At 36.0% G+C, this 13,688-nt stretch carries 12 protein-coding genes; 9 read left to right on the top strand and 3 right to left on the bottom strand.

Annotation, left to right across the window (positions count from 1 at the left end):
* The first annotated feature begins 8 nt into the window (after nt 1-8).
* The 3 genes from gpmI to CLV96_RS08570 are packed head-to-tail and all read left to right on the top strand — an operon-like array spanning nt 9 to nt 4,106.
* On the top strand, nt 9-1,661 hold the full coding sequence (gene gpmI, locus CLV96_RS08560) for a 2,3-bisphosphoglycerate-independent phosphoglycerate mutase (protein ID WP_004784862.1): 1,653 nt from the start codon (nt 9-11) through the stop codon (nt 1,659-1,661).
* Nucleotides 1,662-1,677: 16 nt separating this feature from the next.
* Nucleotides 1,678-3,726, top strand: coding sequence for a serine hydrolase domain-containing protein (locus CLV96_RS08565; protein ID WP_004787248.1), 2,049 nt, complete (start codon nt 1,678-1,680; stop codon nt 3,724-3,726).
* A gap of 44 nt (nt 3,727-3,770) precedes the next feature.
* Nucleotides 3,771-4,106, top strand: a complete 336-nt coding sequence (locus CLV96_RS08570) for an STAS domain-containing protein (protein ID WP_004786533.1) — start codon at nt 3,771-3,773, stop codon at nt 4,104-4,106.
* A gap of 1 nt (nt 4,107) precedes the next feature.
* On the opposite strand, the gene CLV96_RS08575 is transcribed toward CLV96_RS08570, so the two are convergent.
* Nucleotides 4,108-6,504 (bottom strand): SpoIIE family protein phosphatase, encoded by a 2,397-nt coding sequence (locus CLV96_RS08575; RefSeq protein WP_004785874.1) that lies wholly within the window; start codon nt 6,502-6,504, stop codon nt 4,108-4,110.
* Nucleotides 6,505-6,588: 84 nt separating this feature from the next.
* Here CLV96_RS08575 and pgsB point away from each other — a divergent pair, with 84 nt between their 5' ends.
* From pgsB to CLV96_RS08600, 5 genes are read left to right on the top strand one after another with little or no spacing between them, the layout of a single operon-like run.
* Entirely contained in the window at nt 6,589-7,785 is a 1,197-nt protein-coding gene (gene pgsB, locus CLV96_RS08580; RefSeq protein ID WP_004786464.1) for a poly-gamma-glutamate synthase PgsB, read from the top strand.
* Nucleotides 7,778-8,242 carry a poly-gamma-glutamate biosynthesis protein PgsC gene (gene pgsC, locus CLV96_RS08585; RefSeq protein ID WP_004787416.1) on the top strand — a complete coding sequence of 155 codons (465 nt, stop codon included), beginning with the start codon at nt 7,778-7,780 and terminating at the stop codon, nt 8,240-8,242. The genes pgsB and pgsC overlap by 8 nt, the downstream gene beginning before the upstream one ends.
* Complete coding sequence (gene pgsW, locus CLV96_RS08590) at nt 8,242-9,372, top strand: poly-gamma-glutamate system protein (protein ID WP_004784042.1); 1,131 nt, start codon at nt 8,242-8,244, stop codon at nt 9,370-9,372. The genes pgsC and pgsW overlap by 1 nt, the downstream gene beginning before the upstream one ends.
* A gap of 7 nt (nt 9,373-9,379) precedes the next feature.
* Entirely contained in the window at nt 9,380-9,568 is a 189-nt protein-coding gene (locus CLV96_RS08595) for a hypothetical protein (protein WP_004786240.1), read from the top strand.
* Nucleotides 9,569-9,620: 52 nt separating this feature from the next.
* The gene (locus tag CLV96_RS08600; protein WP_243836440.1) at nt 9,621-10,163 is read left to right on the top strand and encodes an LIC_12238 family plasminogen-binding lipoprotein; all 543 of its coding nucleotides are present in this window, start codon (nt 9,621-9,623) and stop codon (nt 10,161-10,163) included.
* Here CLV96_RS08600 and CLV96_RS08605 read toward each other — a convergent pair.
* Entirely contained in the window at nt 10,147-12,297 is a 2,151-nt protein-coding gene (locus CLV96_RS08605) for a tetratricopeptide repeat protein (protein WP_004787149.1), read from the bottom strand. The genes CLV96_RS08600 and CLV96_RS08605 overlap by 17 nt on opposite strands.
* 125 nt (nt 12,298-12,422) lie before the next feature.
* Here CLV96_RS08605 and CLV96_RS08610 point away from each other — a divergent pair, with 125 nt between their 5' ends.
* A complete protein-coding gene (locus tag CLV96_RS08610; protein ID WP_004785030.1) occupies nt 12,423-13,091 on the top strand; it encodes a hypothetical protein in 669 nt (222 codons plus the stop codon).
* Nucleotides 13,092-13,365: 274 nt separating this feature from the next.
* Here the strand turns inward: CLV96_RS08610 and CLV96_RS08615 are convergent, their stop codons facing one another.
* Nucleotides 13,366-13,686, bottom strand: coding sequence for a hypothetical protein (locus CLV96_RS08615; RefSeq protein ID WP_004786808.1), 321 nt, complete (start codon nt 13,684-13,686; stop codon nt 13,366-13,368).
* Nucleotides 13,687-13,688: the final 2 nt, after the last annotated feature.

The following is a 13,688-nucleotide window of genomic DNA, read 5'->3' on the forward strand; positions in this document are numbered from 1 at the left end:
TCTAATTTATGTTAACTCTAAAAAAACAAAAAAATGGTCCATTGACCAAACAAGTTTTATTAATCATCTTAGATGGAGTTGGCTTTACAGAGAAAGGATACGAAAACGGCAATGCAGTAGCCAAAGCAAATATGCCTATATTAAAAGGTCTTTGGAAAACGCACCCAACAGTTTTATTAAAAGCGCATGGAACCGCTGTCGGAATGCCTAGTGATGAAGACATGGGCAATTCAGAAGTTGGTCATAATGTTTTAGGATCAGGAAGAATTTTTGATCAAGGCGCAAAATTGGTCTCTCAGTCAATCGAAAACGGAAGTTTATTTGTTGGTCCTATATGGAAAAAGTGCATATCCAACTGTAAGTCCAATCAATCTACACTTCATTTTCTTGGTTTATTTTCAGATGGTAATGTCCATAGCCATATTGACCACCTACGCGCTCTTATAAATCATGCGATAAAAGAAAACATAACAAAAATAAGACTTCACATACTATTAGACGGAAGAGATGTTCCCGAAAAATCTGCGTTAGACTATCTAATTCCATTTGAAGAATACCTAGATACCCATCGGAAAAATGGGATCGATATTCAAATTGCTTCCGGTGGGGGAAGGATGGAACTCACAATGGATCGTTACGACGCTGATTGGTCGATGGTCGAAAGAGGTTGGAACCATCATGTGGAAGGAGAGGGTCGTCAATTTCAATCTGCAAAGGAAGCCATTGATACATTCCGTACAGAAAACCCTTCCGTAATTGATCAATACCTGCCTGGGTTCGTGGTAGCAGATACTAATGGGAAACCGCTTGGTAAGGTGGAAGACAATGATTCGGTAATATTCTTTAATTTCCGTGGTGACCGTGCTATCGAGATTTCGAGAGCTTTCACAGAAGAGAATTTAACAAATTTTAATCGAAAACGGTTTCCCAAAATTGAATTTGCCGGTATGATGCAATATGATGGAGATTTGTTTATCCCCAAACAATACTTAGTTGCTCCTCCTGCAATTGATCGCACCATGGGTGAATATTTTGCCAACGAAGGAATCGCACAATATGCTCTGTCTGAAACACAAAAATATGGACATGTAACTTTTTTTTGGAATGGAAATAGGTCTGGGTATTTTAATCAAACCTTAGAAACATACGAAGAAGTAAAATCTGATATCATCCCCTTTGATCAAAAGCCGGAAATGAAAGCAAAAGAAATCACTGATAATTTAGTGCTTGCATTGACATCACACAAATTTCCGTTTTTGAGAGTCAATTATGCTAACGGCGATATGGTGGGACATACTGGAAATATGGATGCTACTGTTCGAGGATTGGAATATCTTGATGTATGTTTAGATAGAGTCAAAAAAATCTGTGATGAAACAAATACTGTGTTATGTATAACGGCTGACCATGGAAATGCGGACGAAATGTACCAACTTAATAAAAAAGGAACAGCAGAAACGACAAAGGATGGAAAACCGGTACCCAAAACAAGCCATACTCTCAACCCGGTCCAATTCGTTCTTTATGATCCAAAGGGAAAAATTCAACTCAATCAAAACCTAAAGGAAAAAGGGCTCGCAAATGTCGCGGCAACAATGATGGATCTATTAGGATTTGAAGCTCCAGAAGGATACCATCCAAGTCTAATCATTAGGGACTGAGTCCCCATTTATTATTATGCGGTTTCGGATCATCATCGGGTTACTTTTCAGTTTTGTTATTTTTAACTGTTCAGAACCTGGAATTGGCTCTTTTTCGGAGGAAACAAAAGAAAAAATTCGAAATATAATTAAACAAGAAGGTTTTCAAGGAGTCGTCCTAATTGCACAGGACGAGAATATCCTTTTTCGAGAATCAATCTATGCAGGTAAAAAAAGAAAAAGGATACAACTTTATAAAAAACACAATTTCCCGTTAGGTGAATCTACAAAAACATTTACTTCCTTTGCAATACACAAACTCGAAGAAGAAAAGAAAATCTCTTTATCCGATCCGGTTTCCAAACACCTCAATTGGTTTCCATATTCCAAAGTTACCATTGGACATTTGTTGCGCCATACGTCTGGACTACCAAAAATCATTGAATTTCTACCAAATTTTGATACGGAAAAAAATCATTTAAAACGCGATGATATCAAACGTTTTTTTTTAGAATCAAAACTAAAACCAGCCTTTGCTCCGGGAGAATATTGGAAGTATAGTCGTCTTGATTATCTTTTTCTATCTTATATTATTGAAAAAGTTTCAGGAGTGACTTATGGGAATTTTTTAAAGGAAACAATCTTTGTTCCGTTAAAAATGGAAAATACCAATGTAGACCACAATGAAGTATTAATTGGAAATAGCGGAATATATTCCACACCGGAAGACCTTGTACATTTCAGCGAAGAATTAAAAAAACCAAAACTAATTTCTAAGATTTCTCGAGATACGATCATCAAAAAAACGATTCTTTCTGACTCCATCTCGGAAGATCCAATTGCATTCGGCGAAGGAGTCTTTGTAGGAGATTACTTTTATTGGACTTATGGAAAAGAAAAAGGAATTTCAAACTTTGTATATCATGATTTAAAAAGTAGAATTTTCATTACCATCGTAAGTCCTTATGGAAGCAGTAAAGGTGATTTATCTTCAGTTAAATCAGCACTAACAGAAATTATCTTTGATGCAAAAAAATTAAATCTTAAAAAAAGAACAAACCTTCAAAAGGAAGTTTACATTGAAGATTTAATGAAAGATGAAAAAGTCCCATCGCTCGGAATTGCTGTGTTTAGAAACTACACATTAAGTTGGAAAAAAATGTATGGCACAAAAACTCAACACACACTTTTTCGCGCAGGATCTCTTTCCAAAACAATGACCGCTACCGCAACACTTCGATTAGTTGAAGCTGGACATCTAGACTTATATTCAAATTGGATTGGGAAATTAAAGCAATACAAAGTCTCAGTACCAAAGGGAAAAAGACGATCTTTAGTAAATCTAGATTTATTACTTTCGCATACAAGTGGACTTACTGAAAAAGGAAATTGGGATGACCCGATCAACTCCGGAAAAAGGCACTTACGTGAGTTAAAGGATACATATACAACAAAGGGAAATGGTTTAAAACTATATTACAAACCAGGAACCAAGTCTAGATATTCCGGAGGTGGATATAGCATTGTGCAAGAAATACTCACTGAACGAACAGGAAAGTCATTTCAAAACCTTATGTCCGAAATAGTTTTCCAACCCTTACATATGACTCGCAGTACATTCCGCCAAAATCTAAACATACAAGATGATCGATGTGATGGATATGATGAACAGGGTATCATACTTCCACAAAAATCTTTTGTAACACCTGAATTATCATCAGGTGGTCTCTGGACAACTCCAGAAGAAGTAGGAATTTTGTTTTCAGAAATTGCAAAAGCAAAACAAGGAAAATCAAATTTTCTCACAAAGGAATCTGCAGAATACCTCCTTTCACCCAAAATGAGTGCCGCAAACCTAACCGTTCATGCACTGGTCGCCCACGGATTTTTTTTAAACCGAACTGGTAGAACTGAATATTTCTTCCATGGCGGTCATACAAAGGGACATAAGTCGCTTGCTCTTTTTAATACAGAAAAGGGATATGGAGTGGTCATTATGACCAACTCAGAAAATGGATCCAAACTCATTTGGCGGATTCTTCGGTCCATCTCGGTCGAAGAAAAATGGGACAAGTTCGTTAATTAATCTATTGACCAATTTCTAAAATTGGCTATTCTCAGAGCGGTTCAATGGAATATACAGAATCAAAATTCGACGGTATTGTTGTTCTGAAATTATTCGGCAACTTAGATATGTTAAATGCCGGCATACTGAAAGAACGGATCAAAGAATCTGCTTCACAAGAGGAACACCGATTTATCTTCGATTTGGAAGGCGTTAGCTTTATTGATTCTTCTGGATTTGGCCTGATCATGTCGCTAAATGATAAATTGACCGAGTTAGGTGGTGGACTAAGAATTGTTAACGTTTCAAAGACCATTCGACAAATCTTTCGAATTTCAAAAATCTCTTCCGTCATTCAAATTTTTGAAAGCACGGAAGATGCAATCAATTCTTTCAGATAAGCTAACTGACTGAAGTCGCCACCATTTTCTTCCAAAAGTTTTTTAATTTCAGCAATTTTGGATTTTCGGGAGCCATTTCTTGCAAAGCCAACAACACTTCTTTGGATCGTTCAATGTCCCTGCGATGCATAAGTATCTCTGCAAGCAACAAAAGGTTATTAAAATTTTTCGGATCTCTGAATCGAAGTCTTTCCGCAAAGTCTGTCGCTAAAATAAAATCTCTTCTTTGTTTATGTGCATAGGCAATGTAAAACAAAAAGTCGGTATCTCCTGGATTTAATTGCAGATATCGATTCGCTAACTCAATGGCTTTTTCATAATCCTTAGACTTCATGTACAACTTAGAAAGTTCTCTTAAACAATAAAGATCATCTGGCTCCGAATCCAATGCCAATTCTAAGGCAAAGATTGCATTATTCCATTCACCATCTCGATACGACTGAATTCCTTCACCTAACATTCGATAATACACATTTGGCTTTGTTGATTCTTTAGCAGCGTATGCGACTTCTTCCAAAAAGGCAATTCTCATCAAACTCAAGTCATCCGTGAGATCTCCAAATTGTAACATTGCTTTGCAAATCAGATTTAAATCTCCACCACCTTCAGTAACGTGCCGTAAAAATACAGTTTCGTCGTCATTGATAAGCCGATTTCCTCCCGATTGTCCAACAAATAAATCATCCCGCCCATCCGATCCCAATATCAAAACGTCACCAGGCCGCAAAGGATAAATTTGAATGACAACCTCATCACCACTCATTTCCGTAAAACCAATCTTTCTCAGAGAATGTTCATTTTCAAGGAAACTTGCATTTCCATCTCTATACAAAACAATCCAAGGATGTTCAGCATTAATGTAGTATAACGTACCTGTTTCCTCATCAACTAACCCTAAGATTGCGGAAAGTAACATATGGCCATCAAAACTAATGAAAACGTTATGTACTTCCTGAAAACACTCTTTTAGCCATCGCTCAGGATGTCGATCCTGCATATACCTTAGTTTCTGTGTTCGGGTGATGATAGATTTGAAAACTGTTCCCATCACAAGAGCACCACCTGCACCTTGGATCGACTTACCCATTGCATCTGCGTTTAAAAAGACTGTATATTTTTTACCCATTAAGAAAATGGAGTCAGAAACAGAAAGATCTCCTCCAATTTCAGATTGTTTATTTCTGAATTTGAACTGTTTCATTTGTCTTTCAAAAATTTTGATGGAAACAGTTTCAGATTTAGAGAAAGTACCACGCAGGGGTTTAATCAATAAAGAAGTTAAAAAATAATCACCATCTTGTTTGTCTTGGAGTTTTTGCATTTCGGACAAAGTTTCATTTAATTCTCGGGTTCTTTGGTTTACCATTTCTTCTAAATGGTTTTGGTGTTCCGATAATTCTTCTTTCATTTCAACAAAAACTCTTCCCATTTGTCCAATTTCATCACTTCGATGAGTTGGCAGAGTTTCCGGTTTCCACTGGTCTAAATCAACCATGGCAGTTGTAAGTAATTTTATTGCCTCAACCATATCCCGAGAAAACAAAAAGGAAATTAGAAATATGACACCACATAATATAAGTGAGGCGACAACAAAAAAAGACCAAATTTTCCATGTTTTCGATTCAACTTCATTTTCATCAATCATCACATGAAAGACCAATTGTTTAACAGATTCTGAATTTCCTACATATGGAATTTTAACTAAATAATAAGGTTTACTCTGAAAATGAAATCTTTGTTCTTCCAATAACAAATTTGGTTTTTCATTCATCACCATACGAATCATATCTGATCCGATGGTTTTAACCTTCCCTTCTTGAAAAATTGCCAAGTGAATGCGATTGTCTTTCGAAATGGTTTTCGTAAAATTATCATCGACAACTTGTCCAATAAGAATGGTTCCACGCCCAAACAAAGGTGCAGCCAATCGAAATCCTAGACCACTATGTCCATCTTCTAATGCCGCAGTTGATTGTCCGTTGAGAGCATTACGAATGATAGGTTGGTTTTTTTTATCATCTCCAAAATCTTTTGGACGATGAACACGAAACAATACCTTTCCCTGGTTGTCGCCAATTTCGAAAATCGAAAGGCCATATCTTTTTAAAATTTGTTGCAGATAAGGAAGTTCTCTAGAAAGGACGTTTCGATCAGCAATCCCTCTTTCCAAAATTCCCCTTGTTTGAGAGTTAAATGTAATTTCTTCCAATAACAAACGCAGTTTTTCTTCTTTGAATTCCAGTTCCCTTTGAAAATTGCGAGATAGATCCTCCGCTCGCTGAGTTTGCGGTATATTTTTTACCGATTGCAATAGGTAGGCAAAACTGGTAGTGAGAGCAATTACAAGAAGAATTTGACTCACACTCAATATTAATAAGAATTTGTAACGGATGCTCATAGAAAACTACGTGAATCTTCTCAGTTTTGAGTTACAATCAAATGACATTCCCTTGAAGGAAATGTATCATCCGGAAAAATTCAGATGAAACCAAACGCTTTTTTATTTTTTCTGATTATCCTTGTTTTAATTGTATATTATACTTTTGAATACATCCTACATAATAGAACCATAAAAAAATTCAAACACCGCATCCATGTAAACGGAACTAGAGGAAAGTCAAGTGTAACAAGACTCATACGAGCAGGTCTTAGTGCAACAGGAATGTCTGTTTTTGCAAAAACAACGGGAACAATGGCTCGTATGATTTTTCCAGACGGAACAGAAGAATCTATATCTCGATTTGGAAAACCTTCCATTTTAGAACAAATTAAAATTCTAAAAAAGGCAGAGCGAAGAGAAGCTGAAATAGTCGTTTTAGAATGTATGGCTTTAGAACCTCGTTATCAATGGGCAAGTGAAGGTCAGATATTAAAATCTGACATTGGAGTGATTACCAATATCAGAGAAGACCATTTAGAAGTGATGGGTCCCGAATTATCTGATGTCGCCAAATCATTGCTATCTGCCTGCCCCATCAACGGCACACTCATTACTGGCCCAACAGATTTTGAATCATTTATTCTTGAAGTATGTGAAGATCGAAAATCAAAAGCAATTTTATTAAAAGATCAAAATATTCAATCAATTACCGACGAAGAGATGGCAAAATTTTCCTACTGGGAACACAAAGAAAATGTTTCTGTCGCCCTAAAGGTCTGTGAGTTATTAGGTGTTAGCCGACAAAATGCTTTGGAAGCAATGTGGAAAGTCAATCCAGACCCTGGCGCATTCTCTGTCTCCCCAATTCACTTTTTTGGAAAAGAATTTATCTATGCGAATGCAATGGCAGCCAATGACCCCGATAGCACAAAACTAATTTGGTCATCTGTAATTGAACGATTTCCACAATATAACAAACGCTACATTTTATTCCACACAAGAGAGGATAGACCGGAAAGAAGTCGCCAACTCGCAAAAGAATTTTCTCATTGGGAAGGATATGATGCAGTCATATTAATCGGAACATCCACTTCCCTAGCATTTAAATATTTAAAAACATATTCCAAAAAAGATATTCCGATTTTTGTTTGGGAACATTTAAGTTTAGATGGAATTTTTGAATCTTTACTTTCTATTCTACCAAAACAATCATTGGTTTTTGGAATCGGAAATATCGTTGGTCTAGGAATGGACTTATCATTATATTTAAAAAACAGGTCGGAACATACGAATGAATGAAATTCTTCCTCTTTCCATCGGACTCAGTCTTGTTGTTAGTTTAATATTTTCCGAATTGTTTGGGATTCTTGGAACGGGTCTTGTTGTTCCCGGTTATTTAGCAATTTCGCTAAATCATCCAAAAAATATTGTTCTTACGTTTTTGATAGCGCTTCTATCATATATATGTGTTGAAATACTATCTAACTTTTTATTAATTTTTGGCAAAAGAAAGATCGTTTTTATACTGTTATTTGGTTATTTTTTCGGTTACCTTTTGAATTATCAAATCTTACCTGATATTGATATTGGATATCTCTCCGAAGTAAGGGGAATTGGATTTATCATTCCTGGATTAATTGCAGTCTGGTATGAAAGACAAGGTGTTTTAGAAACAACTTCCGTTCTAATACTTGCTTCCATATTTGTAAAAATCCTCCTTATTTTTCTTTTAGGCACAGAGTTAGAAACATTATGATGACTAAAATTTATTGGTCTCCATGGAAACATTCCCGCATTGCTCTTTTTCTACTGGCAATACTTGGAATTTTGGGACTTCTTTTAATCGAAACTTGCAAAGTAAAAAAAGAACAATCTTATTTCAAAAAGAAACTCCATGCGGCAAAACTTGCAGAACGTGGATTTCAAATTTTAAAACCAGAACTTCTTAAACATAAAAAACCTGATTACAAAGAATTAGATCCAACCAATTCGGGATTGATTGGGGAATTTCTTACACCAGTTACAAGTAACAGTGGATCATTATCTGCAAAACAAACGTCGATCAATCCAAACTTTGCAGCAGTAATGGTTCAATTTCTAAAAAAAGCAAAATTAGAAGAAGGTGATACTGTCGCGGTTGCGGTTTCAGGATCTTTTCCAGCACTGAACATCTGTTTGTTTGCAGCACTTGATACATTAAAACTAAGACCAATTATTATATCGAGTGCTTCTGCATCTCAATTCGGTGCAAACCACCCGCAAATGCTTTGGTTAGATATGGAAAAAGAACTTGTTACATCAGGAATTTTTTCCTTTCGTTCCAGTTATTCATCGCTAGGCGGTATCCAAGACAAAGCCATGGGAATATCAAAAGAAGGAAAAGAGTATTTACACCGTGCGTTGCAAAGAAACCAAGTAAAATTATTAGATCCTATTCATTTTGATGATTCTATTGAGAAAAGAATGAAATTGTATGATGAGTTATCTCAAAATAAACCAATCAAACTATTCATTAATGTTGGTGGGGGTACAACCATACTCGGAACAAGTCTTGGAAAACAAGTTTTCAAAAATGGTTTGATTACAAATTTACCGGAAGAAATCCACATCCCGAACTCCGTAATCAAGTCCTTTTTAGAAAGGGAAATTCCAGTAATCAATTTCATTCAAATTGAATCGCTCGCGCGGAAATTTGGTCTTCCCCAAACCCCCAAAAAAATCCCAAAACCTGGAGAAGGTAGGGTTTTTTATTCAGAAGAATATAGTCCCTTACTTTATGTTTCCGTTTTCCTTTTTCTCCTAGTAGGATTGTATGGTGTAACGAGGCTCGGCTGGGGTGAAAATGAAGAAGATCGGCACCTTCCCAAATCCCTACGTGCCCGCTGAGGTTTTTATGGCGAAAATCATTGTCCTTTCGATTCTACTTTTTTTGGTTCTACGTTGGATCAGTCGGCTTCTCATTTTGCCGGCAAAAATTGCCGAAGAATTTGGAAACAAACAGAGGGAGGAGAAGTCTTATCAGTCCCCTTGGATCCAATCTAAGGAAAAGGACATTTCGGATCGTGGAAAAATTGTAGACTGAGTTTCGAATTCCTACCATGCGATTTCGAAATTTTGTCGAAAATGAAACTAAGATGAGACAGAATTCGGTCCCCAATGCCATCATTCGGATTTTTTCCAAACGCATTTTTGCCTTCCTACCTATCCTCTTTACAATCACCCTCATCCAATGCGGTGTTCCCAAAGGTGAATTCGGATGGACAACAACGAAAATGGAAGAAATGGATATTTTGGAAAAACACATCCAAACCATTACCGATTATAAAATGATGAGAGATGATCTAATATTCTCTCCGACCGATACAATTCATTTTGTTTACCAATTCTCAAGAAATCCAGGTTTAGAAACAGATTTTTACATCTCACTCAATCGCTATGAACTAGATTACGTAGAAATTGATATCAAAAAGAAAAGGGTAGAACCTGATTCCTTGGCGATAAGAGATGAATTTTCTCTTTTACGAACGGGTGATTATTTAATTAAAATTGTTTGTGAAGGTGATACTGTTGACGAAGTAAAATTTCGCATATTGCCAGATGAAGGTTACACACAAGAAAATCTAGAACAAGAGTTAGCCGGAGATCAAACAGATGAAATTATTAAATACTCTCGCTGATAGGTGGCTGAATATTTCCTGTTTCTAAAATACGTTTAACACGTTCCAATTCTTTTAGAGCCACTCGAATGTCGGTTTCCCCTCCCTCTTTGATAATGAATTCATAGTGCTCCTTTGCTTTCGCGAAGTCTCTTGACTCTTCAGCCAAAACACCTAAACGAAACAATATTTTAATCAAAGGGATCTTTTTTCTTTTTGTTTCTAATACGCGAATGACGGCTTCTTGGTCTTCAATTTTTAAATCCATTAAACGATATTGCGAGAGGATATCATCCAAAGTAGTCACCATCAAATCTTTTTTAAGATTTTGTTTTTTCTCGACTAAGTCTTTTAGTTCACTTTCAGCTAAAATCAATTTTTGATCTAACTTTTTCCATTGAGCAAATGAAATATTAAGTTTGTTACGTTCCTGTTCATTCCGTTTATGCTTTTTATCTTTTTTGCTAAGATAATAATAAGCGATTGATTCTAATTCGGTAAGGCCTGTATCTACATCCAATGCAGGGTTCCAATCTTTACTATTTCGTTCTAACCAATACTCTAAAAAAGATGCCGCACGATCCGGATCTCCAATTTGAGAGTTAAAAAAAACTCCAATTTCATAGGAAACTCTGGTTTTCTCAGGAGAATCCGGGGATAAATTAAAATATTTATCATAATACAGACCAGCAATGATATTTCGCTTTAAGTCAGCATTAATCGTAGCCAAACGAAGATTTGATTTGATAATTTTTTCTTTTTCATCCTCAGATGGATTTTGTTTTTTTAAAAGTTCAGTCAAACCCTTTTCATAAAAATCTGCGGCCCTATCCTTTTTACCGTCTTGTCGGTATTGTTCCGCAATATCAGTTAAGACTAAAGGATTTTCATTCCATAATCGGTAAGCTCTTTCTAAAATTAATTCATATGCAAAAAAATCAGTGTTTCTCTTATAATCGAACAAAACATATATTCCTTTCCCTGCGGTTCCAAGCTTATTTACAATTTTAAGTCTTTCCTTGTTATCATCTTCTAATTTTTTTACGACATTTGCAAATGCATACAAATCGCTGGATTCAACTTGTTTTCGTTGATTCAGATACGTCAAATAACGAAGGTTCACTGATTCATCATATTTTTGTTTAGCTGATTTTTTATTTTCTTCTGCTATTCGGACATCTTCTTTCCAGACCTTTGACTGAGGCATTAAATCAGATAAATTTTTTCCATCTCGTATCCAGTTACTTTCTTTAATATGAATCTCATCTTTTGTTTTTTTTAATTTTTGTTCTGCCTGTTTCCATTCGTTAAATAAACGATCATGTTCCTTTGCAGAAGAAGCATCATAACCAAGTATATCTTCTTTTTGCCATTCCCCATTTCGAAATCCCTCTTCTGTCATTTCTAAAGGGTGATATCTAAAAGCTGCGAGATAATGACGTAAAGCAGGAGCAAATTTTTCAGACTCTACATATAACCTAGCAAGTCTTATATGTAGATTGTATAATACAGGTGAGTCACGAACTATATAGGATTCAGAATTTTTATGCGTACTTTGCCATAACAAAAGGCGAATGTCATTCATCTCTGTTCGCGAATTATAAACATTACCTTTTTCTCGATCTTCCCAAATCCTTTTTTCTTCAATAAACTGACTATAATATCGTTTTAATAAACCTTCCGCCTCACGGATCTTAGTTTCTAAATTCTTCGGTCCAGATTCAACACCAACATCTACGGGAGTATCGGCTCCCGGAACGACAGGAACATCCTGCGCATTTGGGTCTAAGGCTTTCGGCTCTTCCCGGAGGGCAATCCCCGAATCCTCATCAATTGGGATCCGCTTTTCCGAATCTAAACTTTGGATTTCCTCTGCAGAGATGACTTGCAACGGGGAAAGATAAAGTCCAGATAAGGGATTTCTCCGATCTTCTTCCCCCGCAGAAATATTCCTTGGCGCAAAAAGAACCAAAAGAATTAGAAAGAGAAATCCTATCACGAAGGAGAAAGATGGGAAAAAGCAACTGACTGAAAAAAGTAACTGACTTACCTTTTTCACCGAGTGAAAAAGTCCTCCAAGTTTCCAAAGAAATCCAGTTTCCGTCGTTTTGTTTTTGTTCCTACCCAGATCACCTGGGGCCCTGTCCTGTTGCATCAATCGCCTAAATTTCCCTGGTCTTACTATCGGCGAAAAATCAAATTTTAACAACCAAAAGGTGTTGTATAATTGGAATGACTGGCGTTCACTGTAGGCAATCTACCAGCAGAACTGGATTTCCTATGTCAAAAAACATTGTCGAAAGGTATCTCGTCTTAAAAAACAAATACCGAAATTATGATACAAAATATGCCCTAAAACGTATGCAGGCCTTTCGACTTGCCACCCAGGAATTGTCACGAAAAGGTTATGAGGTCGGATTGGAACTTTTGGGATCGATCAACTTTGGAATAGTCGATCCAACTTCCGACGTAGATTGTATTTTGCTTTTGGAGTGCGACTTACACAAAGATCAAAGTTGTTGTCCAAATCATTGCACCAATTTGTCTTTTGTTAAAACAGAAATTTCTAAATTCGTCTTAAAAAGGTTGGCTCCAGAAACATTTAACATTGATTATCTGGATACTATCAATCTCAAATATGTAGAAGAAAAAATTCGAACAGAATCTGTTCTTGGTGATGAAACTTTATATTGTTTGTTGTTCTATCGAAACATTGGTAGGCCTGTCAATCGACCATTGTTTATTCCATTTTGTGATCAGTTAGAAGAAAACCATGATTTTGTGAAAGAAATTATGCCCTGGGCGGCCGTTGCCTTAGAAGGTTACCTAAATACCAACCAACATAGGATGTCTTTTAACAAATACAATGAAAGGATTAGAGCTCGTGGTCTTAGCCTACCAGAAGGATTACAACAAGAACTACAAGCTTATATGGAAGGAAAAACCTAATTTTGTATCCATATCTCCATACTTAAGTTCCTTTCCAATATGACTCTTTATCATTCTTACTAAATCTTTCTATATCTTTACGGATTGTCAATGAACTTCAACAATCCTCATACCAACTCACAAATTTAGTTCGGTTGTTTGTTATTCATATAGATATAAAGCATAAAAAATATTTACAGATGATTTTGGATAAACATAAAGGAGATTGCCCAGGACAAGAAGAATATGGATATTCTTAACCCTTTAACAAAGCGACAAAACCTCAAAAACATTTTCACCTGTTATTGGTTAAATGAAAAATGCTGCCGTCACCATAAGTTTTTGTCACTTCTGCGATGATTACCTGGTATCCTTCATACCATTTAGAATACTGAGACTTCGCCAATTGATGATCTGAAAAAGTTTTTAGAGAAGACAAACCAAGATTGGTCTTAAAATAGTACACAACAGCCGTAGTCCCTTTTTCCAAATTCACCCAACTATCTTTTCCAAGATACTCTGGATGGTTTTCTACATAAGATTCAATCGAACGGTCTAAAGTTTCAAATTCCAAATCTGATTTTTTTTGCTTAAAAATAAAAGTAGCACTGATCATAT

The sequence above is a fragment of the Leptospira meyeri genome (genome assembly GCF_004368965.1).
GTDB lineage: Bacteria > Spirochaetota > Leptospiria > Leptospirales > Leptospiraceae > Leptospira_A > Leptospira_A meyeri.

Bases quoted from the DNA above. Each gene is read 5' to 3' on its own strand.
- gpmI (WP_004784862.1), top strand. From the start codon at position 9: ATGTTAACTCTAAAAAAACAAAAAAATGGTCCATTGACCAAACAAGTT.
- CLV96_RS08565 (WP_004787248.1), top strand. From the start codon at position 1,678: ATGCGGTTTCGGATCATCATCGGGTTACTTTTCAGTTTTGTTATTTTT.
- CLV96_RS08570 (WP_004786533.1), top strand. From the start codon at position 3,771: ATGGAATATACAGAATCAAAATTCGACGGTATTGTTGTTCTGAAATTA.
- CLV96_RS08575 (WP_004785874.1), bottom strand. From the start codon at position 6,504: ATGAGCATCCGTTACAAATTCTTATTAATATTGAGTGTGAGTCAAATT.
- pgsB (WP_004786464.1), top strand. From the start codon at position 6,589: ATGAAACCAAACGCTTTTTTATTTTTTCTGATTATCCTTGTTTTAATT.
- pgsC (WP_004787416.1), top strand. From the start codon at position 7,778: ATGAATGAAATTCTTCCTCTTTCCATCGGACTCAGTCTTGTTGTTAGT.
- pgsW (WP_004784042.1), top strand. From the start codon at position 8,242: ATGACTAAAATTTATTGGTCTCCATGGAAACATTCCCGCATTGCTCTT.
- CLV96_RS08595 (WP_004786240.1), top strand. From the start codon at position 9,380: ATGGCGAAAATCATTGTCCTTTCGATTCTACTTTTTTTGGTTCTACGT.
- CLV96_RS08600 (WP_243836440.1), top strand. From the start codon at position 9,621: ATGAGACAGAATTCGGTCCCCAATGCCATCATTCGGATTTTTTCCAAA.
- CLV96_RS08605 (WP_004787149.1), bottom strand. From the start codon at position 12,297: ATGCAACAGGACAGGGCCCCAGGTGATCTGGGTAGGAACAAAAACAAA.
- CLV96_RS08610 (WP_004785030.1), top strand. From the start codon at position 12,423: ATGTCAAAAAACATTGTCGAAAGGTATCTCGTCTTAAAAAACAAATAC.
- CLV96_RS08615 (WP_004786808.1), bottom strand. From the start codon at position 13,686: ATGATCAGTGCTACTTTTATTTTTAAGCAAAAAAAATCAGATTTGGAA.